This window comes from Iodobacter ciconiae, from assembly GCF_003952345.1.
GTDB lineage: Bacteria > Pseudomonadota > Gammaproteobacteria > Burkholderiales > Chitinibacteraceae > Iodobacter > Iodobacter ciconiae.
Window position 1 is genome coordinate 1,585,425 of sequence record NZ_CP034433.1, and the last position, 19,032, is coordinate 1,604,456.

19 protein-coding genes are annotated in these 19,032 nt (G+C 46.4%); 5 read left to right on the plus strand and 14 right to left on the minus strand.

Annotated features, from left to right (window positions below):
• Window position 1: 1 nt before the first annotated feature.
• The 8 genes from folC to EJO50_RS06960 all read right to left on the minus strand — a co-directional run bounded on the left by folC (window position 2) and on the right by EJO50_RS06960 (window position 9,191).
• Window positions 2-1,279: a bifunctional tetrahydrofolate synthase/dihydrofolate synthase gene (gene folC / locus EJO50_RS06925; protein ID WP_125972730.1), complete on the minus strand. Its 1,278-nt coding sequence runs from the start codon at window positions 1,277-1,279 to the stop codon at window positions 2-4.
• Window positions 1,280-1,284: 5 nt separating this feature from the next.
• Window positions 1,285-2,151 carry an acetyl-CoA carboxylase, carboxyltransferase subunit beta gene (accD, locus tag EJO50_RS06930; RefSeq protein WP_125972732.1) on the minus strand — a complete coding sequence of 289 codons (867 nt, stop codon included), beginning with the start codon at window positions 2,149-2,151 and terminating at the stop codon, window positions 1,285-1,287.
• A gap of 79 nt (window positions 2,152-2,230) precedes the next feature.
• Window positions 2,231-3,049 carry a tryptophan synthase subunit alpha gene (gene trpA / locus EJO50_RS06935; protein ID WP_125972734.1) on the minus strand — a complete coding sequence of 273 codons (819 nt, stop codon included), beginning with the start codon at window positions 3,047-3,049 and terminating at the stop codon, window positions 2,231-2,233.
• A gap of 2 nt (window positions 3,050-3,051) precedes the next feature.
• Window positions 3,052-4,281 carry a tryptophan synthase subunit beta gene (trpB, locus tag EJO50_RS06940; RefSeq protein ID WP_125972736.1) on the minus strand — a complete coding sequence of 410 codons (1,230 nt, stop codon included), beginning with the start codon at window positions 4,279-4,281 and terminating at the stop codon, window positions 3,052-3,054.
• Window positions 4,278-4,907 carry a phosphoribosylanthranilate isomerase gene (locus EJO50_RS06945; RefSeq protein WP_125972738.1) on the minus strand — a complete coding sequence of 210 codons (630 nt, stop codon included), beginning with the start codon at window positions 4,905-4,907 and terminating at the stop codon, window positions 4,278-4,280. The genes trpB and EJO50_RS06945 overlap by 4 nt, the downstream gene beginning before the upstream one ends.
• An 11-nt stretch (window positions 4,908-4,918) precedes the next feature.
• Entirely contained in the window at window positions 4,919-5,701 is a 783-nt protein-coding gene (gene truA, locus EJO50_RS06950) for a tRNA pseudouridine(38-40) synthase TruA (protein WP_125972740.1), read from the minus strand.
• A complete protein-coding gene (locus EJO50_RS06955) occupies window positions 5,701-6,327 on the minus strand; it encodes a CbiQ family ECF transporter T component (protein ID WP_125972742.1) in 627 nt (208 codons plus the stop codon). Before EJO50_RS06955 ends, truA begins: the two co-directional genes overlap by 1 nt.
• Window positions 6,324-9,191: a motility hub landmark protein FimV gene (locus tag EJO50_RS06960; protein WP_206434471.1), complete on the minus strand. Its 2,868-nt coding sequence runs from the start codon at window positions 9,189-9,191 to the stop codon at window positions 6,324-6,326. Before EJO50_RS06960 ends, EJO50_RS06955 begins: the two co-directional genes overlap by 4 nt.
• Before the next feature lie 870 nt (window positions 9,192-10,061).
• Here EJO50_RS06960 and fdxA point away from each other — a divergent pair.
• The 5 genes from fdxA (at window position 10,062) to rplI (ending at window position 11,937) form a co-directional block, all read left to right on the plus strand.
• Complete coding sequence (gene fdxA / locus EJO50_RS06965) at window positions 10,062-10,385, plus strand: ferredoxin FdxA (protein ID WP_125972744.1); 324 nt, start codon at window positions 10,062-10,064, stop codon at window positions 10,383-10,385.
• Between the two features lie 119 nt (window positions 10,386-10,504).
• On the plus strand, window positions 10,505-10,873 hold the full coding sequence (gene rpsF, locus EJO50_RS06970; RefSeq protein WP_125972746.1) for a 30S ribosomal protein S6: 369 nt from the start codon (window positions 10,505-10,507) through the stop codon (window positions 10,871-10,873).
• 57 nt (window positions 10,874-10,930) lie between these two features.
• Window positions 10,931-11,236, plus strand: coding sequence for a primosomal replication protein N (priB, locus tag EJO50_RS06975; RefSeq protein ID WP_164521447.1), 306 nt, complete (start codon window positions 10,931-10,933; stop codon window positions 11,234-11,236).
• A gap of 8 nt (window positions 11,237-11,244) precedes the next feature.
• Entirely contained in the window at window positions 11,245-11,472 is a 228-nt protein-coding gene (rpsR, locus tag EJO50_RS06980) for a 30S ribosomal protein S18 (RefSeq protein ID WP_046351876.1), read from the plus strand.
• 15 nt (window positions 11,473-11,487) lie between these two features.
• Complete coding sequence (rplI, locus tag EJO50_RS06985) at window positions 11,488-11,937, plus strand: 50S ribosomal protein L9 (RefSeq protein WP_125972750.1); 450 nt, start codon at window positions 11,488-11,490, stop codon at window positions 11,935-11,937.
• A gap of 67 nt (window positions 11,938-12,004) precedes the next feature.
• Here rplI and EJO50_RS06990 read toward each other — a convergent pair whose 3' ends face one another.
• From EJO50_RS06990 to EJO50_RS07015, 6 genes are all read right to left on the minus strand, one after another.
• The gene (locus EJO50_RS06990; protein WP_125972752.1) at window positions 12,005-13,543 is read right to left on the minus strand and encodes a SpoVR family protein; all 1,539 of its coding nucleotides are present in this window, start codon (window positions 13,541-13,543) and stop codon (window positions 12,005-12,007) included.
• The gene (locus tag EJO50_RS06995) at window positions 13,540-14,817 is read right to left on the minus strand and encodes a YeaH/YhbH family protein (RefSeq protein ID WP_125972754.1); all 1,278 of its coding nucleotides are present in this window, start codon (window positions 14,815-14,817) and stop codon (window positions 13,540-13,542) included. Before EJO50_RS06995 ends, EJO50_RS06990 begins: the two co-directional genes overlap by 4 nt.
• A 76-nt stretch (window positions 14,818-14,893) precedes the next feature.
• Window positions 14,894-16,816, minus strand: a complete 1,923-nt coding sequence (locus EJO50_RS07000; RefSeq protein WP_125972756.1) for a PrkA family serine protein kinase — start codon at window positions 16,814-16,816, stop codon at window positions 14,894-14,896.
• Between the two features lie 196 nt (window positions 16,817-17,012).
• On the minus strand, window positions 17,013-17,966 hold the full coding sequence (locus EJO50_RS07005; protein ID WP_125972758.1) for a GGDEF domain-containing protein: 954 nt from the start codon (window positions 17,964-17,966) through the stop codon (window positions 17,013-17,015).
• Window positions 17,966-18,583 carry a chemotaxis protein CheC gene (locus tag EJO50_RS07010; protein WP_125972760.1) on the minus strand — a complete coding sequence of 206 codons (618 nt, stop codon included), beginning with the start codon at window positions 18,581-18,583 and terminating at the stop codon, window positions 17,966-17,968. The genes EJO50_RS07005 and EJO50_RS07010 overlap by 1 nt, the downstream gene beginning before the upstream one ends.
• A complete protein-coding gene (locus tag EJO50_RS07015) occupies window positions 18,580-18,948 on the minus strand; it encodes a response regulator (protein ID WP_125972762.1) in 369 nt (122 codons plus the stop codon). The genes EJO50_RS07010 and EJO50_RS07015 overlap by 4 nt, the downstream gene beginning before the upstream one ends.
• Between the last annotated feature and the right edge of the window lie 84 nt (window positions 18,949-19,032).

Genomic DNA, 19,032 nt, shown 5'->3' on the forward strand with positions numbered 1-19,032 from the left:
TTCAGCGCTCACGCGTTGCCATCACTTCGGCAACTGTGTAAAAGGATCCAAAGGCGAGAATTCTATCACTTTCCCCTGCCAGCTTACAGGCCGAAGCAAAAGCAAGAGCGACATTCTCATAAATATTTATTTTCGCCAACGGAGCAAGCTTGCCGACAATGTCGGAAAGTTGTTCCGGAGGCGCTGCTCGCGGCAGCTGTGGTGCGGCTAAATGCCAGACATCAATACGATCTGCCAATAATTCAACCACACCCGCAATATCTTTATCAGCCATCATCCCCAGCACCGCATGGGTTACCGGATAAAACCCCATGCTATCTAAATTGGCGCGTAAGACTTTCGCTGCATGCGGATTATGCCCTACATCCAGCACGACGGCAGGACGACCGGGTAAAACCTGAAAACGCGCAGCAAGCTCGACTTCCAGCAAGCCACGCTTTATATCACCAATCCCTACCGGCAACTGATCTTTTACCGCATCGAGCAAAGCCAGTACCACCGAGGCATTACCCAGCTGATACTGGCCGCGTAGCGCAGGAAAAGGTAGCGCGTGCCGACGTACACCCGACTTATTCCACCATGTCCACTGCTGCCCTTCGGCCTGCTTTTCAAAGCCAAAATCCTGCCCGATTAACTGCAGATGCGCACTAATTCGCTGCGCTTGGGCAATCAGTGTGGCTGGCGGCTCGGGGTCTGCGCAAATCGCAATTTTACCCTGACGATAGATACCTGCTTTCTCGTGCCCAATAGCTTCGCGGGTATCACCCAAAAAAGACTGATGATCCAGGCCCACATTAACAACGGCAGAGGCAACAGGCTCAAACGCATTAACGGCATCCAGACGCCCGCCCAAACCGACTTCCAGCACCGCCACATCTACGCCTGCTGTCATAAACTGCTGCATCGCGGCCAGTGTACCAAACTCAAAGTAGGTCAGTGAGCTATCACCCCGTGCAGCCTCAATTGCTTGAAAACTAGCAACAATATCAGCATCGGAAGCAGGCACAAGATTAATGGCAACCCGCTCCCGATAATGCAGCAAATGGGGTGATGTATACGTGCCGACCCGATAACCTGCAGTGCACAAAATAGTGGACAGCATGGTACACACCGAACCCTTACCGTTGGTCCCTCCCACCAGCAGCACAGGAAAATCCGGATTCAGGCCTAAGGCATCACGCACGCAAACAACCCGCTCCAGCCCCATATCAATGGCACTGGGGTGCAGCTGTTCCAGATGGGATAACCACGCATCAAGGGAGAGAGAATCAAACGACATAGATATCAGTTAAGAGCGGGCTGTTTAGAAAGAAGGGTCATTAATTGAGCTAATTTCTGGCGCATCTCGCGGCGGTCAACCACCATATCCAGAGCGCCTTTTTCCAGCAAGAATTCAGCACGCTGAAAGCCTTCCGGCAGTGTTTCACGAACGGTCTGCTCAATCACGCGCTGCCCTGCAAAGCCAATCAGAGCACCCGGTTCGGCCATCACTATATCGCCCAGAAAGGCAAATGAAGCAGAAACCCCCCCCATCGTCGGATCGGTCAGAATGGAAATAAAGGGTAATTTTTTATCCGCAAGCTTTGTTAAAATGGCGCTGGTTTTAGTCATTTGCATCAGCGAATTCAAACCTTCCTGCATTCGCGCGCCACCTGAAGCTGAAACACAAATAAAGGGCACATTGTTTTCGATGGCGGTCAGTACGCCACGTACAAACCGCTCACCGACAACCGAGCCCATAGAACCACCGATAAATTTAAACTCGAACGCAGCCATCACAACCGGCACATTCTGAATGGCGCCCTGCATCACAACCAGCGCATCTTCTTCGCCGGTAGCCGACTGGGCAGCACTGAGCCTGTCGCTATATTTTTTGCTGTCTTTAAATTTCAGAATATCCAGCGGTTTAACTTCCGCACCAATTTCAAACCGCCCTTCCTGATCAAGCAGGATATCCAGGCGACGTCTTGCAGAAACGGCATTGTGATAATCACATTTAGGGCAAACTTCTAAATTATTTTCCAGGTCAGTACGGTATAAAACCGCGCTGCAGGCCGGGCACTTGTGCCAAAGACCTTCCGGAACGCCGGATTTACTCATAGTGGTACGAATTTTAATCTTCGGCGGAAGCAGTTTTTGCAGCCAGCTCATTGTATTTCCTCCATCAGCACCGCTTTAACGGGCATTAAACCCCCATTTCTTTACAGATAACGGGGGTTTAACAACACGTTTAAATGCGGGCAGTGTCCATCGCGGCACGAATGCCGGTAAGAAAATCAGTTAATCGATCAGCAAGGCCTTCTTCACCTCTTTCAGCTTCTTGTACCAGGCGCGAGCCGATCACAACCGCATCGGCTACGGCAGCCACTGCTTTTGCAGTAGCTGCATCACTGATCCCGAAACCAACACCAATCGGGATGGTGAGATATTTCTTTAATACGCTCAGTTTTTCAGTGACATCTGCAATATCCAGATTTGCCGAGCCTGTTACCCCTTTCAGGGAAACATAATACACATAGCCTGACGCCAACTCTGCAACCGCTTTAATTCTTGAGGCGTGCGTTGTCGGTGCGAGCAAGAAAATAGGATCGATGCCATGTGCTTTTAAAATAACCACACGCTCTTTTGCTTCTTCCGGTGGTAAATCAACGGTGAGCACACCATCCACACCCGCTTGTAGTGCTGCTTTTGAAAAAACCTCGTAACCCATGGCTTCCATCGGATTAGCGTAACCCATCAGCACAACCGGTGTATCTGCATTTTTTTGGCGAAATTCAGCCACCATACCAAGAACCTGGCGCAAAGATACGCCATGCAAAAGTGCACGCTCCGATGCGCGTTGAATCACCGGGCCATCTGCCATTGGATCAGAAAATGGCACGCCCAGCTCTAAAATATCCGCGCCGCCCGCAACCAGCGCATGCATCACCTCAACCGTGCCCCGAGGATGCGGGTCTCCGGCGGTAATAAATGGAATCAGCGCCTGGCGATTCTGACTTTGTAAACGCGAAAATGCCTGCTGAATTCTGGACGGATGATTAGCCTTCATATTTAATTTCCCAGTTCGATGCCGGAGAGACGGGCTAAAGTCGGGATATCTTTATCACCACGACCCGATAAATTAACCAGAATCACCTGATCTTTAGTCATTGTTTTAGCCATTTTTGCAGCATGGGCCAGAGCATGACTTGACTCAAGGGCCGGAATGATACCCTCAAAATGACAAAGATCGTGAAAAGCGGCAATGGCTTCATCATCATTAATCGCCACATACTCAGCGCGGCCGATATCTTTCAGGTAGCTGTGCTCCGGTCCTACGCCCGGATAATCCAGCCCGGCAGAAATAGAGTGCGTATTTGCGATCTGGCCATCTTCGTCCTGCATCAGGAACGTACGATTGCCATGCAAAATACCGACTTTGGCATCAGAGGTCAGAGGTGCCGCGTGACGGCCAGTTTCTACGCCATCTCCGCCCGCCTCTACACCAATCAGGCGTACAGCTAAATCATCCACATAGGGGTAGAAAATACCAATCGCATTCGAGCCGCCGCCCACACAAGCCACAACCGCATCAGGCTGGCGGCCGATCATTTCTGGCATCTGTACCTTACATTCATCACCAATCACGCGCTGAAAATCGCGCACCAGCTGCGGATAAGGATGAGGGCCTGCACATGTCCCAATAATGTAATAGGTAGAATCGACATTTGTTACCCAATCGCGCATCGCCTCATTCATGGCGTCTTTCAATGTTTTTGTACCTGATTCAACAGCAACCACTTTTGCGCCCAGTAATTTCATCCGGAACACGTTCGGAGCCTGGCGTTTAACGTCTTCAGCTCCCATATATACAATGCACTCAAGGCCATAACGTGCGGCAACCGTAGCTGACGCTACGCCATGCTGGCCCGCACCAGTTTCGGCAATCACGCGTTTTTTACCCATACGGCGGGCAAGCAGCGCCTGGCCGATAGTGTTGTTCACCTTGTGCGCGCCGGTATGATTTAAATCTTCACGCTTCAAATAAATCTGTGCGCCACCTAAAGCCTCGGACCAGCGCTTGGCGTGGTATATCGGGCTTGGGCGGCCAACATAGTGTTTTAGCTCGCTATGGTACTCGGCAACAAAATCAGGGTCTTGCAGGGCTTTTTCATACTCAACCCGTAGTTTATCCAGAGCAGGAATCAAGGTCTCAGCCACAAAAATGCCACCAAACTGACCAAAATGCCCCAGGGAATCAGGTTGCTGATAGGGCTGCTGCTCGTGTGTAGTCTCAGTCATGCGCTTTTCTCTCTGCTTGATTTAATAAAGGCAGCAATTTTTGCTGCATCTTTGATTCCCCTGCTGCTTTCTACGCCACTTGATACATCCACAGCCCAAGGTCTAACCTTACAAATCGCTTCATGGACATTACCAGAATGTAACCCCCCCGATAGAACCAGTGGCAATGGCAGATGTTCAGGAAGAAGATTCCAGTCAAAGGCTTCACCCGTTCCGCCAGGCACCCCTTCTACAAAAGCATCAAGCAAAATCCCTTTGCAAAGCGTATCTACAAAGCGCTGCGCGCATTCTACCAAATTAAGATCAGGTGTTACCCTTAGCGCTTTTAAATAAGGGCGTCCAAACTGGCGACAATATTCGGGCGTTTCATTACCGTGAAACTGCAGTAAATCCAATGGCACCTTAGCCAGTACATTACGAACAAACGTAACATCTGCATTAACAAACAAACCTACACTACTCACAAAAGCAGGTAAAGCAGCAACAATTTGCGCTGCAGTTGCCGCCTCTACATAACGAGGACTGGGTGGATAAAAAACCAGACCAATAGCGTCAGCCCCTAATTCAGCGCTGCATTTTGCCATGCCCGGATCAAGCAAGCCGCAAATTTTGATGCGTGGATTCATTTCTCTTCCCATTAAATCAAGCCATGACGCAACACCGGCTCGCTATCCAGAGCAAACTCAGGGGGGTAGCTTACACCAGCGAGGTAGAGTCCGTCTGGCATAAAGGTGGGAGGCGCACTCGTTCTATCCCGGGCAAGGATCAAATCGGCCATCCATTCAGGGGATTCATGCCCTTTTCCAACATGCAATAAGGCCCCCATGATATTACGGACCATATGATGCAAAAAAGCATCGGCAGAAAAATCGCAGATAAAAAGATTCCCCTCTTTTTGAAGCTGAACCTGTGTCATCGTTTTAACGGGAGACTTAGCCTGGCACTCTGCAGCCCTGAAACTCGTAAAATCATGTTGTCCCAGCAGATGGCGTGCCGCAGCCTGCATCGCCTCGAAATCCAGCTCATAAAACGTCCATCCCATACGGCCCGACCATAATGCGGGGCGCACCGGATGGCTCAGCAATAAATAGCGATAATGACGGGAAAATGCTGAAAAACGCGCGTGAAATACTTCAGAAACAGGCTTAGCCCACAGCACAGCCACGGCATCAGGGAGAAAACTATTAATACCCCGCACCCACGCAGTTAAAGGACGATTAACCGTGGTTTCAAAGTGAACAATCTGCCTGGCTCCATGCACACCCGCATCCGTGCGGCCTGCCGCATGAACCTGAATAGCCTCTCCTGCCATCTGGCCAAGCGCAGCCTCCAGAGCAGCTTGCACCGTAGGTAGATCTTTTTGGATTTGCCAGCCATGGAAGGCACGGCCATCGTATTCCACTGCGAGTGCGTATTTCATTACACCATCATCAAAAAAGTGAATAGCACTGCGGCAAACAAGACCCAAAGCAGTGCCAAATCAAAAAAAGACAGCGACTCTACCAGAATTGAGACTTCGTGTAAGCTGCCAGCTTGCTCCACCTTTGCCATTTGCAGTAAAAAACTTTCACGGTTTAAAGTCTTTTGCTCCAGCAGTAACTCGGCCGAAAATGCCATTGTTAGGCTTAAACGTAAAGCCCAGCGCTCACGTCTGAGCCCAAGACAGGCTAATGGGGCAAAAAGGGTATAAAGCCCTGAAAATATACGGTTAGCGCTTAAGCGCGACAGCAACAGCTGTAAAGTTGCCAGCACGCCCAGAAGACGCACAAGCTGCAGCCCACCCCAATACATCCCTTCCTCTGTGGGAGACCAGCGACTCACCCACAGATACTGCCCCGGCGTTGACCAGCCATAAACCAGTGCAATGGCCAGCAGCAAAAAACGCGTCCGTTTCAAAGTTAGCCAGCAACGGTCAGGGCAAACATAAGAGGCCAGGGAAATACATGCCGCAGAAAAAACAATGAGTGGCGTACCCTGCAAAGTTTGCAAAATAGACGCCACCCAAAGCCACACTACAATTTGATTTGCAGAATGAACTCTAATCAAAGATTATCCAGCAATGCCTGAGCCTGTTTTTTCTGCTCCGGTTTTCCCTCGGCGATTGCCTCTTGCAGAATTTCCCTTGCTCCTTCAGTGTCCCCCATATCAACGTAAGCTTTCGCCAGGTCAATCTTGGTTTGTACCGGGTCATCCCCTGCAAACTCCTGCATAGGGTCTGAGGGCATGCCTGTATCTGCAGCAAAGTCCAGATTCATTTCAGCCAGATCAATCGACTCTTCTGCCGCAGAGGCTGCTACCGTCATTTCGATAGGCGCATCTAGGGAGAAATCAAAATCCAGCCCCAGGCCATTATCCGCACTCGTTGCCTCAAGCACGTCTTCCGAGGCGTCTGCCAGGGAAGCGACCGGCATAAGCACCGAGCCCTCAGCAGCAGATGTTCCACCCAAATCAAGATCGGGCAAATCAGCCGAGAAATCAGCAGGCATCGCGGCAGCTTCCGGTATGCTGTCCAGGCCATTAAAATCCAGATCAAACACTCCATCAGCCGGTGCAGCAGCTCCAGCGCCAGAAAAATCAACCGGCATATCCAGTGACAGCATACCATCTGCAGCCGCGGCAGACTCGGGCTCTTCCGGAACTAAAAAGTCGTCCAGACCAAAATCCACTCCTGCCGCAAAGTCATCAGAAGCAGGAGCACTTTCGATCACACCCAGCGCAGGCGTCACTTCAGGTAAATCAAGCGAAGGCAATGTGGTTTGCTGCTGAGCAGCATCCATAAAAGGATTAACCTCCTGCACAGGCTCCGCAGCAGCCCCTGCAGCCACATCAAAGTCAAGAGACAGGTCCAGATCGGCCAAATCATGAGGAGTGCTGACTTGTAGTGGCTCGGCAATTTCTTCACTCATTAGTGCATCAAAATCACTAACGGCTGCCGGTGCCGCAGACAGATTTAAATCACCAAAAGGCAAATTATCAGCAAGCGGTTTTGCTACCTGTGCAGCCACAGCAGCAGCCATAGCTGCTACGGGTGCAATTACAGGCTCAATTCGCTTATACAAAGGGTTTCCCGGATCAAGAACACTTCCCTGATATGCAGCCTGCTCCCATTGCGCGCCCCTGCCACCTGTTATGGCAAAAAAGTCAGCGGCAATTTCTTCGTATGATGTTGGGTCCTTCTTTGCCACAAAGATTTCCAGCAGCTTCATCCGGATTTCATGACGCGCAGGATCTTTGAGTAGTGCATCACGCAGAATTTCTTCAGCCTGCTCATTACGATCGTAAGCCATATACACTTCGGCTTCAGCGATCGGATCCACCTCATCCGTATCGATTGTCCCCAAACCCTGACGACTAAAATCGGTAAGGAAAGAGTTTTCAGTTGGCTGGGTGCTAATTACCGCACCGCCGGTATTGCCCAGAAGCGTATTGGATTTCAGGTCCCCACCAGTCAGAACACTATCAGCAAAGGCAGACCCCTGCTTACGGCGGCGAGCCCACCAAAGGCCCACACCACCCAATAAAACAGCAGCCAAACCACCACCAATAGGCAGCGCATTGTCCGCAACCATATCTATCAGGCCAGGCTCTGCCACGGGCTCAGGTGCCGGAGGCGTGATAACCCGGCGTTTTTTAGGCCGACTTGCAATCTCCTGGGTCGGCTGAACAAGTGGCGCGCTTGCCAGTGCCACGGTTTCAGACGCATGCGCCTCCAAAACAGGGGCAGAAGCCAGCGCAGCAGCAGGTTTATCTGCAGCAGCCTCGCTGGCCTTACTTGCTAATGCAGCACCGGCGCTACTTTTAAGCGCCAGCAGCCTTTCCATATCATGAACATTTTTTTGTAATGCGGCAACTCGCTCATTGGCTTCATCCAGACCCTTTTGTCTGGCGATCACTTCCTCTTCCAGCGCACGTATACGTGCCTGCTCTCCTTGCTGATCTGCTTTCGCTTTACCCGGAGCGATCCCTTTAGAGAGTTTCAGGACATCCTGGCTTGCATCGCCTGGCTTTACTTTTTCTTCTACTTTTGGATTGATACGACCTGCACTTACAGACTCATTACCTGCAACAGCGGCTCGTTTTTGCACGGATTCTGCCACTTTATTCCGGTAAGCCTGCCAGTCTTTGGACTGCAAACGTACCTCTTTACCCGCTTCTTTTGCAGGCACGGTCTGCATTTCTTCTTTTGTCGGGATATTTAAGATCTTGCCACGGCGTAAGCGATTCATATTGCCATCAAAAGCACCGGGGTTTTGCCGATACAGCCCGACCAGCATCTGCTCCAGTGTTACGCCTTCGGCCGCAGTCTGCCGCGCCACACTGGATAAGGTATCCCCGGCCTGGACTTTATACTGCTGATCAGATATTGTTTTTTCTGCCTGAGCAGCGACCGGCGCATTCTTTTTATCAGGAGTCAGCACTGTGCCTTTGCGGCGAGTACCAGGCAAAGCAGAGGGTGCAAACTGCTCTTTTGCCTTGATCTCATTTCCGGCAGAAGCCCGGATATTCTGGTAGCCCGGCGGGTCAATCAAAGCGGTGTAACTTCGCTGAATTTTTCCACCAGACCAATTCAGATCAACCAGTAAATCCAGGAAAGGCTCCGAGATTGATTGTGTAGAGCTAACAAAAACGTATTGCTGGCCGTTTGCACGCTTTTCAATTACAAGACGCAAACCCAGTGACGCAGGAGGATAAGCCGCCTGGGCCTGAGTAAACGCTTCTGGCGAGGCAAGGCGAACAAGCAGGCTTTCGAACTCTCCCGGCTGAACTGAAACCAGATCAATTTCAGCCCGAAATGGCTGACCAAGCCCGGAAAGCACGTTTAACTTCCCCAGTCCCACTGCACCTGCAGAAGGCGGCAAAGTCAATATAAGAGCAAGGACACACGCCTTGAGTTTCGGTTTGATTGGCACAATTCCCCCAACACTTCACTTTATTTTTAACCGGGAATGACATAAAACCCGGCACTTACAACCTGACGAACATAACATTTGAGCCAAGCATGGCGCAAGTCATGCACTTAATTTGTACCACATGTTCACCCGGCTAAATCCATTTTTTTTACTAGATCTTACATATTCAGATCAAGCCAAGGCATCACAAAAATACAGACAATCAAAACAGGCAATACATCAATTTGCTAATAAAAAACACTATCAAAATATATAGCAAAGAATATAGCACTATTCCAATAGTTATCAGAACAAATCAAAAATTCAACTTTAATACCACGTTCTTCCCCCGGCAAGACACAACAAAATCTATAAAATAAGCCATCAAACAGGCATAAGTCATTGATTTTACTTAATCACATTTAGGCAAGCTTGATTTAATCAAAACCATACCAAAGATTTAATATTCCAAAGTAATGATAAAAAACTCAAACCATTATCTTATAAATTGGTACAAACAAATATCCGTGCAAACAATTATAACGCTCCTTTTTGACCACGCCCAAATCCACATTTAAGCCCCACAGCCGCAGTAAGGTGAATACCCGAGCAAAGGCAGGCACAAACAAATCTGATTTAATCACCCATTATTTAGAAACACGCCTTTCCTTATCCATGTTTTTTCATATCAAAGACTCGAAAACATTCATGCACACAAAAGAAAAACATTCTGTACAAACTTTAGCCCCACCGCCACCACCTACCGGAGTTATCACTGCCAATTCTTTACAAATAACCAGCTCATCGAATCTAAAGCGCGCAGCTCTGCTAAAATCAGGCACGCTCCAGCCCTAACAAGTACAGCATTCTAATATATAAAAGGATTCAATCATGACGTACGTAGTGACCGACGCCTGTGTGAAGTGCAAGTACACGGATTGCGTCGATGTATGCCCGGTAGACTGCTTTCGTGAAGGCCCCAACTTCCTGGTTATTGATCCCGACGAATGCATCGATTGCACACTCTGCGTTGCCGAATGCCCTGTTGAAGCCATTTATGCAGAAGATGATGTACCAAGCGACATGCAGGACTACATCGAGCTAAATGCTGAAATGTCTAAAATCTGGCACGCCATCGTAGAAAAAAAAGATCCGCTACCTGATCACGAAACATGGGCTGCGGTAAATGGAAAGATTGATCAAATCGAGCGTTAAACGCCCACGTTTTATATTCCTTGAGTCGCACCTGATTATCCGGTATGATCCGCCCCTCTTAACAACCCTTGCCTGACCGTAGTCGCACGCGGCAGGCTTAACATCCATAAGGAGATGTCATGCGACATTACGAAATCGTATTTATCGTGCATCCGGATCAAAGCGAACAGGTTCCAGCGATGATTGATCGCTACAAGACCCTGATCACCAACGGTGGTGGTGCAATTCACCGCCTTGAAGACTGGGGTCGTCGTCAGTTAGCTTACCCGATCCAAAAGATCCACAAAGCTCACTACGTCATGATGAACGTTGAAATCAGCCAGCTGATTTTGGACGAACTCGAACACGCCTTCAAATTCAATGACGCCGTTCTGCGCCACATTACTCTGCGCACAGAGCACGCTGTTGTTGAAGCTTCCCCAATGATGAAGGAAGAGAAGTCCAAGTCCCTGACTACAGCTACTGCCGAAGGCACTGCTGAAGCTTAAGGTACGTTAAACGTTGCCAAGCGATCTGTTTTGCTACGTTTCACCGGACTACTAAAATTGGACAAACGTAACCGAGTACTCATTGACGGTACCGTTATAAAACGAAGCGATTTACGTTACACACCTGCTGGAATGCCTGTTCTGGAGCTTGTGATCACTCACCTTTCAGAGCAGATTGAAGCAGGAAGACACCGCAAGGTAGAGTGTGAAGTGGCCATGATGGCACTTGGTGATATTGCAGCGAAGCTTGACCCTGTTCAGATAGGGCAACGACTAGCCAGCAAAGGTTTTATCGCCGCAAAAAGTAATCGTTATCGCAATGAACTTGTGTTGCATCTCGAAGAATTTGAATTGTTGAATTGAGGTTTATCATGTCGCGTCATCTGTTCAAGCGGAAAAAATTCTGCCGCTTTACCGCCGAAGGCATTGCCCACGTGGATTACAAAGATATTGCTCTGCTAAAAGACTTTATCTCTGAAAACGGTAAGATCATCCCTGCCCGCATTACTGGTACTAAAGCTAAGTTCCAGCGCCAATTGTCTGAAGCGATCAAAGTGGCTCGCCTGCTTGCGCTTCTGCCATACACCGATCAACACTAAGCGAGAGGAATAAAAATGCAAATCATTCTGCTCGAAAAAGTAGCGAACTTAGGTGGTCTTGGTGATGTGGTTACGGTAAAAGATGGTTACGCACGTAACTTCTTGGTACCACAAGGCAAAGCAAAGCGCGCAACTGCAGCTAACCTGGCACAATTTGAAGCTCGCCGTATCGAGCTTGAAGCACGTCAGGCTGAAATCATTGCCGCAGCTACAGCTCGCGCTGCTAAGCTGGAAGGCTCTGCAGTTACTATCGAACAAAAAGCCGGTGTTGATGGCCGTCTGTTCGGCTCGGTTAGCACACAAGACATTGCAGAGGCATTCGTTGCTGCTGGTTTTGAAGTGGTTAAATCTGAAGTTCGTCTGCCTGAAGGTCCTTTCAAGCAAATCGGCGAATATGAAGTTGAACTTGCTCTGCACCACGAAATTGTTGCTGCAGTAAAAGTAACTGTTGTTGGCATTAACTAATCATTACGATTAATTAAGCGCTTCAATAAAAAAAACGGCAATCTTCGGATTGCCGTTTTTTTATCTCTCAGCCCCCTCGTTTTTCCAGCTTGCATTCATAACTTAGCAATATGCGGTTTTTTTCATCGACGCTTTCAAGCTTGACTGAAAAACCCCAAAGCCTTGAAATATGCCTAAGCACCTCATGCACGCTATTTCCTAGCGGCCTGCGCTGATATTGATAATGCCTTAAAGTTAATGAGCGATCTCCCTGTGTATTGGCCTCATAAACCTGAATATTAGGCTCTCTTCCTGCCAGATTATATTGATCAGCCAGCTTTTGCCTGATATCTAAATAACCCGCATCATCATGAATTGCTGCTACTTTTAATTTTGGCAAATAATCATCATCTAAAATGGCAAAAAAACGAAATTCGCGCATTAATTTAGGAGAGAGATACTGCAAAATAAAGCTTTCATCTTTAAAATTACGCATTGCAAAATCCAGCGTCTTTTTCCAGTCGGTATACACCAGATCAGGAAACCACGCTTTATCTTCATCGGTGGGCTCCTCACAAATTCGCCGCAAATCACGGAACATTGCAAAACCCAAAGCATAAGGATTAATCCCGTTAAACCATTTACTCGTAACAGGCTGCTGAAAAACCACATTAGTGTGACTATGTAAAAATTCCAGCATAAAAGCATCATCTACCAAACCTTCATCGTATAATTGATTCAGTAAAGTGTAATGCCAGAAAGTAGCCCAGCCTTCATTCATTACCTGAGTTTGGCGCTGCGGATAAAAATATTGAGCGATTTTACGAATAATTCGCACAATCTCTCTTTGCCATGGCGCTAATAAGGGTGCGTATTTCTCAATAAAATACAATAAATTCTCTTGTGGCTCTGAAGGAAAGCGGCTTTCTTCATGCGTTTCTTCTTCTTCAATACGCTTGGGAATTGTGCGCCACAGCTCATTAATCTGCGATTGCTGATAATTTGCCCGCTCCGATTGCTTTGCCAGCTCCAATGATAGTGATAATTTTTGCGGACGTTTATAACGATCAACACCGTAATTCATCAGTGCATGACAAGAATCAAGCAGCTCTTCTACCTTATCTTCACCATATCGCTGTTCACACTGGGCAATATAGTTTTTTGCAAACACCAGATAATCAATAATGGCCGTGGCATCGGTCCAGCTTCTGAATAAATAATTGCCCTTGAAAAAAGAATTATGCCCAAATGCAGCATGCGCAATCACCAGCGCCTGCATAGTCATGGTGTTTTCTTCCATCAAATAGGCAATACAGGGGCTGGAGTTAATTACAATTTCATAAGCCAGCCCCATTGCCCCGCGCTGATATGATTTCTGTGTAGATAAAAAATGCTTACCATAACTCCAATGATTGTACATAACCGGCATTCCCACCGAAGCGTAGGCATCCATCATTTGCTCTGCAGAAATGACTTCCAGCTGATTTGGATAAGTGTCCAGACCAAACCCTTTGGCAACGCGCGCTATTTCCCGATAGTAGTCATCAATTAATTCAAATGACCATTCTGAACCCACTGATAATATTTTTTTTGCGCGCGTTTTTTTTTGGCGTGTATTTGCACTCATGCTCCCCCCCTTGCGCTGACTTTTTTAAATAGCTCTTTAAAGATTGGCCAGATTTCCGAAGGGTTGCGAATACGCCGCATCGTAAAATGCGTATTCTGTTCTGCCACTTTTTCATATTCAAACCAGAGATTCTGCGGCTCCCCCTCGGTAATTTCCACATAAGCGTAATATTGTAAAAGCGGCATAATTTCAGTGCTTAATAATTGGCGGCACTGTGGCGAATCAGAATCCCAGTTATCCCCATCGCTGGCCTGGGCGACATAGATATTCCAATCTGCATCAGGATAACGCTCATCAATAATCCTCTTTGCAAGTTTTAATGCTGATGAAACAACCGTACCCCCCGTGTCCCTTGCATGAAAAAAATCATGTTCATTAACTTCGGTTGCCTGTGTATGATGACGAATAAAAACAACTTCAATTTTTTCATAAGCCCGCACTAAAAATAAATAAAGCAAAATAAAAAACCGTTTTGCAATATCTTTTTTTGCTTCATCCATTGAACCAGAAACATCCATAATGCAAAACATCACAGCTTGGGTAGTAGGTTTTGGTACACGAACACGATTGGTGTATTTCAAATCAAAGGGGTCGATATAGGGAATACAAACCAGTTTCGCTTTTAATTCGCGAATAATGGCTTGCAAGGTTTGCACCTCTTGCGAGCGCTCTCCTTGCGTTTCCAGCAATTCATCCAATTGCTCCTGCAGGGTGTTTAATTCTTCTAACGGCCCTGCCGATAAAGCAATACGCCGCCCTAATGCCGCACGCAAACTACGCAATACATGAATATTGGTCGGCGTGCCATCCGAGGTAAAACCAGCCCGGACTGGCTTCATGACCATGCTCTGTTTTAATTGGGTTTTAACCAAATTAGGCAATTCAAGATCATCAAAGAAAAACTCTAAAAACTCTTCTTTGCTTAACTCAAAAACAAAATCATCCTCACCATCCCCGCCATTACCCGCCCCGCCATCCCCCCCTGCACCATCGCCACCTGAGGGACGATCAATTTCATCCCCGCGGCTATAGCGATCATTTCCGGGGAAAACCCGCTCCCAAATCCCCCCCGATGCATGGGCAAAACCCGGCTCATTAATATCTTTAACAGGGATAGATACTTTCTCGCCACGTTCTATATCAGTAATTGATCTACCATTTACAGCACGTGTTACCGCCTCTTTAATTTGCCCCTTAAAACGGCGAAGAAACCGCTCCCGATTTATCGCCGACTTATTTTTACCATTTAAACGTCGATCAATCATATGAATCATTTTGCAACTCCAGTGAGGAGTGAGGCGCAGGGGATAATCTCGAGCGACTCTCGATATCACACCCTACCTCACTGGATTAAGATGATTTGCGTACTCTTAAATACCATTCGCACAACAGCCTGACCTGCTTGGGCGTATAGCCTTTGCTAACCATCCTATTTACAAAGTCCTCATGTTTACGTGCATCATCGTGACTGGCCTTGGCATTAAACGAAATCACCGGCAGTAATTCTTCAGTATTGGAAAACATTTTCTTTTCAATGACCGAGCGCAGTTTTTCATAAGATGTCCATGCAGGATTATTCCCCCCATTATTAGCACGGGCACGTAATACAAAATTAACAATTTCATTTCTAAAATCTTTAGGGTTAGAAATACCTGCCGGTTTTTCTATTTTCTCCAGCTCATTATTCAAACTGGTTCGATCAAATGATTCGCCCGTATCTGCATCGCGATACTCCTGATCCTGAATCCAGTAATCAGCCAGCGTGACATAGCGGTCAAAAATGTTTTGCCCATATTCCGAATAGCTTTCCAGGTAAGCGGTTTGAATTTCCTTGCCAATAAAATCAACATATTTCAAAGCCATAAATTCTTTGATATATGAAATATATTTTTGCTCCAGCTCGGCAGAAAATTGTTCACGCTCTACCTGCTGCTCAAGCAAATACAATAAATGCACAGGATTGGCGGCAACTTCGGCATGATCAAAATTAAATACTTTGGATAAAATCTTAAATGCAAACCGTGTCGACAGACCATTCATGCCCTCATCAACCCCCGCAAAATCACGATATTCCTGAATAGATTTTGCCTTGGGATCAACATCCTTTAAATTTTCACCATCATAAACCAGCATTTTTGAAAAAATACTTGAATTTTCCGGCTCGCACAAGCGGGATAAAATAGCAAATTGCGCCATCATTTTAAGCGTGCCCGGTGCACAAGGTGCTTTAGATAAAGAGGAGTTTTGCACTAGCTTTTCGTAGATCCTTACTTCCTCGCTCACCCGCAGGCAATACGGCACTTTTACAATATAAATACGATCTAAAAATGCTTCATTATTTTTATTATTTTTAAATTGCTTCCATTCTGATTCATTTGAATGAGCAAGCACCACGCCATCAAAAGGAATCGCACCAAAACCTTCTGTTCCCTTAAAATTGCCTTCTTGCGTTGCCGTTAGCAGGGGATGCAATACTTTAATCGGAGCTTTAAACATTTCCACAAACTCAAGCAAACCCTGATTCGCCAGGCAAAGCCCACCTGAGTAGCTATATGCATCAGGATCATCCTGCGCATATTTTTCTAATTTACGAATATCTACCTTCCCCACCAGGGCAGAGATATCCTGATTATTTTCATCACCTGGTTCGGTTTTAGCAATTGCAACCTGGCGTAACACTGAAGGATGGCGCTTTACCACTCTGAATTGATTAATATCCCCATTAAATTCATGCAGCCGTTTAACCGCCCAGGGGCTAGGAATTGTTTTTAAATACCGCCCCTCAATGCCAAATTGCTCTTGTAATAGAGCACCATCCTCTTCAACATTAAATAAACCTAAAGGGGATTCATTGACCGGCGAGCCTTTAATGCAATAAAAAGGCACGCACTCCATTAATTCTTTTAATTTCTCAGCAATAGAGCTTTTCCCTCCACCGACTGGCCCCAATAAATAGAGTATTTGTTTTTTTTCTTCCAGACCTTGTGCCGCATGGCGAAAATAGGCAACCACCTGCTCAATCACCTCTTCCATACCATAAAATTCACGAAATGCCGGATAAATACGAATGACTTTATTCTGAAAAATACGCGACAAACTCGAATCAAGCCGGGTATCAATTAATTCCGGCTCCCCAATTGCCATCAGCATGCGCTCTGCTGCAGTGGCATAAGCAACCTGGTCGTGCTTGCACAGCTCAAGATAGTCCCGCAGTGACATCTCTTCTTCACGTGTGCGCTCGTAACGTGCAGCAAAATTGTTAAAGACATCCATGACGCCTCTCCTCACCGTGTATGTCGTTCAGGCAGCGTGACGATTGCCACACCTCTGCACTCTTTATAGACATAGAGAAGTCAATTATTTCAAAAAATTACAACTACATTGCTGATAAATTTATGTTACTCATTTATCCTCAGAAAAGAGCCCAAAAAAAAGAGCCCAAAGGGCTCTATTAAACGTCATAAACAAATCAAGATTCACGTAAATCTGCAGAGAAAACAGTCGTTCGATTCCGCCCATTTTGCTTTGAGGCATATAGCGCCAAATCAGCTTCTTCAATCACCTGCTGTGGGTTACTGCAGCCAGAATGACACGCAGATACTCCCAGGCTGGCTGATATCTGAATTTTAGTTTCCCCAACCTGTACGGGTGATGAACACAATATTTCCCGAATACGCTCTGCGGCTATTTCCGCACCGGCTAAATCAGTTTGTGGTAACAAGAGCAAAAACTCTTCACCGCCATAGCGGCCAAATATATCGGTATCACGCAAAATAGTCAGCACACGTGAGGCAACCACCCGCAATACTTCATCCCCGGCAATATGCCCATACCGATCATTCACCAGCTTAAAGCGATCCAGATCAAATAAAATAACCGTGAAAAAAGCAGCCTGATAACGAGACATCCGCTCTAGCTCTTGAGTGAAGCGCATATCAAGATAGCGGCGATTATAAATTCCTGTTAAACCATCGCGGTTAGAAAACTCTTCAAGCTTTCCCATCGCATTTTGTAATAGGTTTTGGGCGATCGCATTATCAGTAACGTCAAACAAATTAACAATGACCGCATCTACTTCTCCCGATTCATTACGTACAGGCATAAAAGTAGTGTTTTGCTGCATAAAATCCATCCCCCCGGTAATAGGACGATGATATGAAAACTTAAATAAATAGGGTCTTTGCTCCCAAGAGGTAAAAGCAAAATTTTTTAATACAAAAACACTTTCAATTTTTTTACTTAACCATTTTTGTGGTAATTCAGGAAACAACTCAAATAAATTCGCACCAATCGCCTGCTCAGCACGAATACCGCTATGCTGAACCATAAAACGATTCCAAAGTAAAATACGATGACTCTTATCCAGCGAGAAAATACCAACATTCACTTCATTAACAATAAAATCACACAGTTTTTGTTGCATTATATTTTTTCCATAAACGCATCAATTGCCAGTTGCAATCGTAAAATAGACTCTTCCGGCATCAATGTAAGCAAATGGCAAGTAAAATCACGAATCTCTAAAGTAAAGTGAACTTCAACCAGCAGAGCATAATTCCAGGTAACTTGCTTGATATTGATAAGTTTATCAACCTCAACATTTTCTGCCATAATCGTCGGTGCCGAATAAACGAGGGATGCGCCTAATAAATCAGCCACGCCGTTTAAACAGGCCCCCACCAGCACATTACCGACATCCAAAAGTAATTCACGCTCTGAAGCTCGGTCAATAACACCATCATACCCCATCAAATCGGCAAGATTTCTACAACCATGCTGGTCATAAACCACCATGGCCTCCCCTGATAAAGAACCATTAAACGACTGACGAATTGCTGTTGCTGCATTTTTGGAGCCAATCATATTCAAAATATTACTGGACACGGAAGAAGCTTGGATAATATTAATACGAGGAACGGATAATTTAATAAAAGTATCTAGAATTTGAGCTAATTGCGCACCTGCACGACCCATTGCAATATTGGTAATTTCTTGCAGAGCATCCGTTTGCTCTTCAGTCAAGAACAATTCTTCATTCATAAAGCAATTCCATATTCACGCAAAATAATCTCAATATCAGAAGCTTTCACTGGTTTTTGAACAAAAGCCGCAGCCCCCAATTGCCGTACACGCTCACGTGCAAGTGGCTGAATATCTGCCGAGACTACTACTACATAGCTATTTAACCCCTCTTTTTGCAAGACTTCCAATACAGAATACCCATCCATTAACGGCATAGTTAAATCCAGAAACATCACATCGGCTTTGCCCTTGCGATATGCAGCCAGTGCTTCAATTCCATTACACGCATGAGTAATTTCAATATCCCAGTTAGCAGGCAAGGCTCTAATCAGCATTTTTCTGGCCATAGCTGAATCATCAACAACCAAAATGGGGGTAGGCATTTTTCTGGGAAATCCTTTTTTATAAACAGACACTACACCTAAAGCACACGAATTATTTTTAAAAAACATCAATGACTTCAATTT

Coding starts and splice junctions, on each gene's coding strand:
- EJO50_RS07005 (WP_125972758.1), bottom strand. CDS start 17,966: ATGCAACAAAAACTGTGTGATTTTATTGTTAATGAAGTGAATGTTGGT.
- truA (WP_125972740.1), bottom strand. CDS start 5,701: ATGAAATACGCACTCGCAGTGGAATACGATGGCCGTGCCTTCCATGGC.
- EJO50_RS06990 (WP_125972752.1), bottom strand. CDS start 13,543: ATGAGTGCAAATACACGCCAAAAAAAAACGCGCGCAAAAAAAATATTA.
- fdxA (WP_125972744.1), top strand. CDS start 10,062: ATGACGTACGTAGTGACCGACGCCTGTGTGAAGTGCAAGTACACGGAT.
- trpA (WP_125972734.1), bottom strand. CDS start 3,049: ATGAAGGCTAATCATCCGTCCAGAATTCAGCAGGCATTTTCGCGTTTA.
- accD (WP_125972732.1), bottom strand. CDS start 2,151: ATGAGCTGGCTGCAAAAACTGCTTCCGCCGAAGATTAAAATTCGTACC.
- rpsR (WP_046351876.1), top strand. CDS start 11,245: ATGTCGCGTCATCTGTTCAAGCGGAAAAAATTCTGCCGCTTTACCGCC.
- rpsF (WP_125972746.1), top strand. CDS start 10,505: ATGCGACATTACGAAATCGTATTTATCGTGCATCCGGATCAAAGCGAA.
- rplI (WP_125972750.1), top strand. CDS start 11,488: ATGCAAATCATTCTGCTCGAAAAAGTAGCGAACTTAGGTGGTCTTGGT.
- EJO50_RS06995 (WP_125972754.1), bottom strand. CDS start 14,817: ATGATTCATATGATTGATCGACGTTTAAATGGTAAAAATAAGTCGGCG.
- EJO50_RS06945 (WP_125972738.1), bottom strand. CDS start 4,907: ATGAATCCACGCATCAAAATTTGCGGCTTGCTTGATCCGGGCATGGCA.
- folC (WP_125972730.1), bottom strand. CDS start 1,279: ATGTCGTTTGATTCTCTCTCCCTTGATGCGTGGTTATCCCATCTGGAA.
- EJO50_RS07000 (WP_125972756.1), bottom strand. CDS start 16,816: ATGGATGTCTTTAACAATTTTGCTGCACGTTACGAGCGCACACGTGAA.
- EJO50_RS07010 (WP_125972760.1), bottom strand. CDS start 18,583: ATGAATGAAGAATTGTTCTTGACTGAAGAGCAAACGGATGCTCTGCAA.
- EJO50_RS07015 (WP_125972762.1), bottom strand. CDS start 18,948: ATGCCTACCCCCATTTTGGTTGTTGATGATTCAGCTATGGCCAGAAAA.
- trpB (WP_125972736.1), bottom strand. CDS start 4,281: ATGACTGAGACTACACACGAGCAGCAGCCCTATCAGCAACCTGATTCC.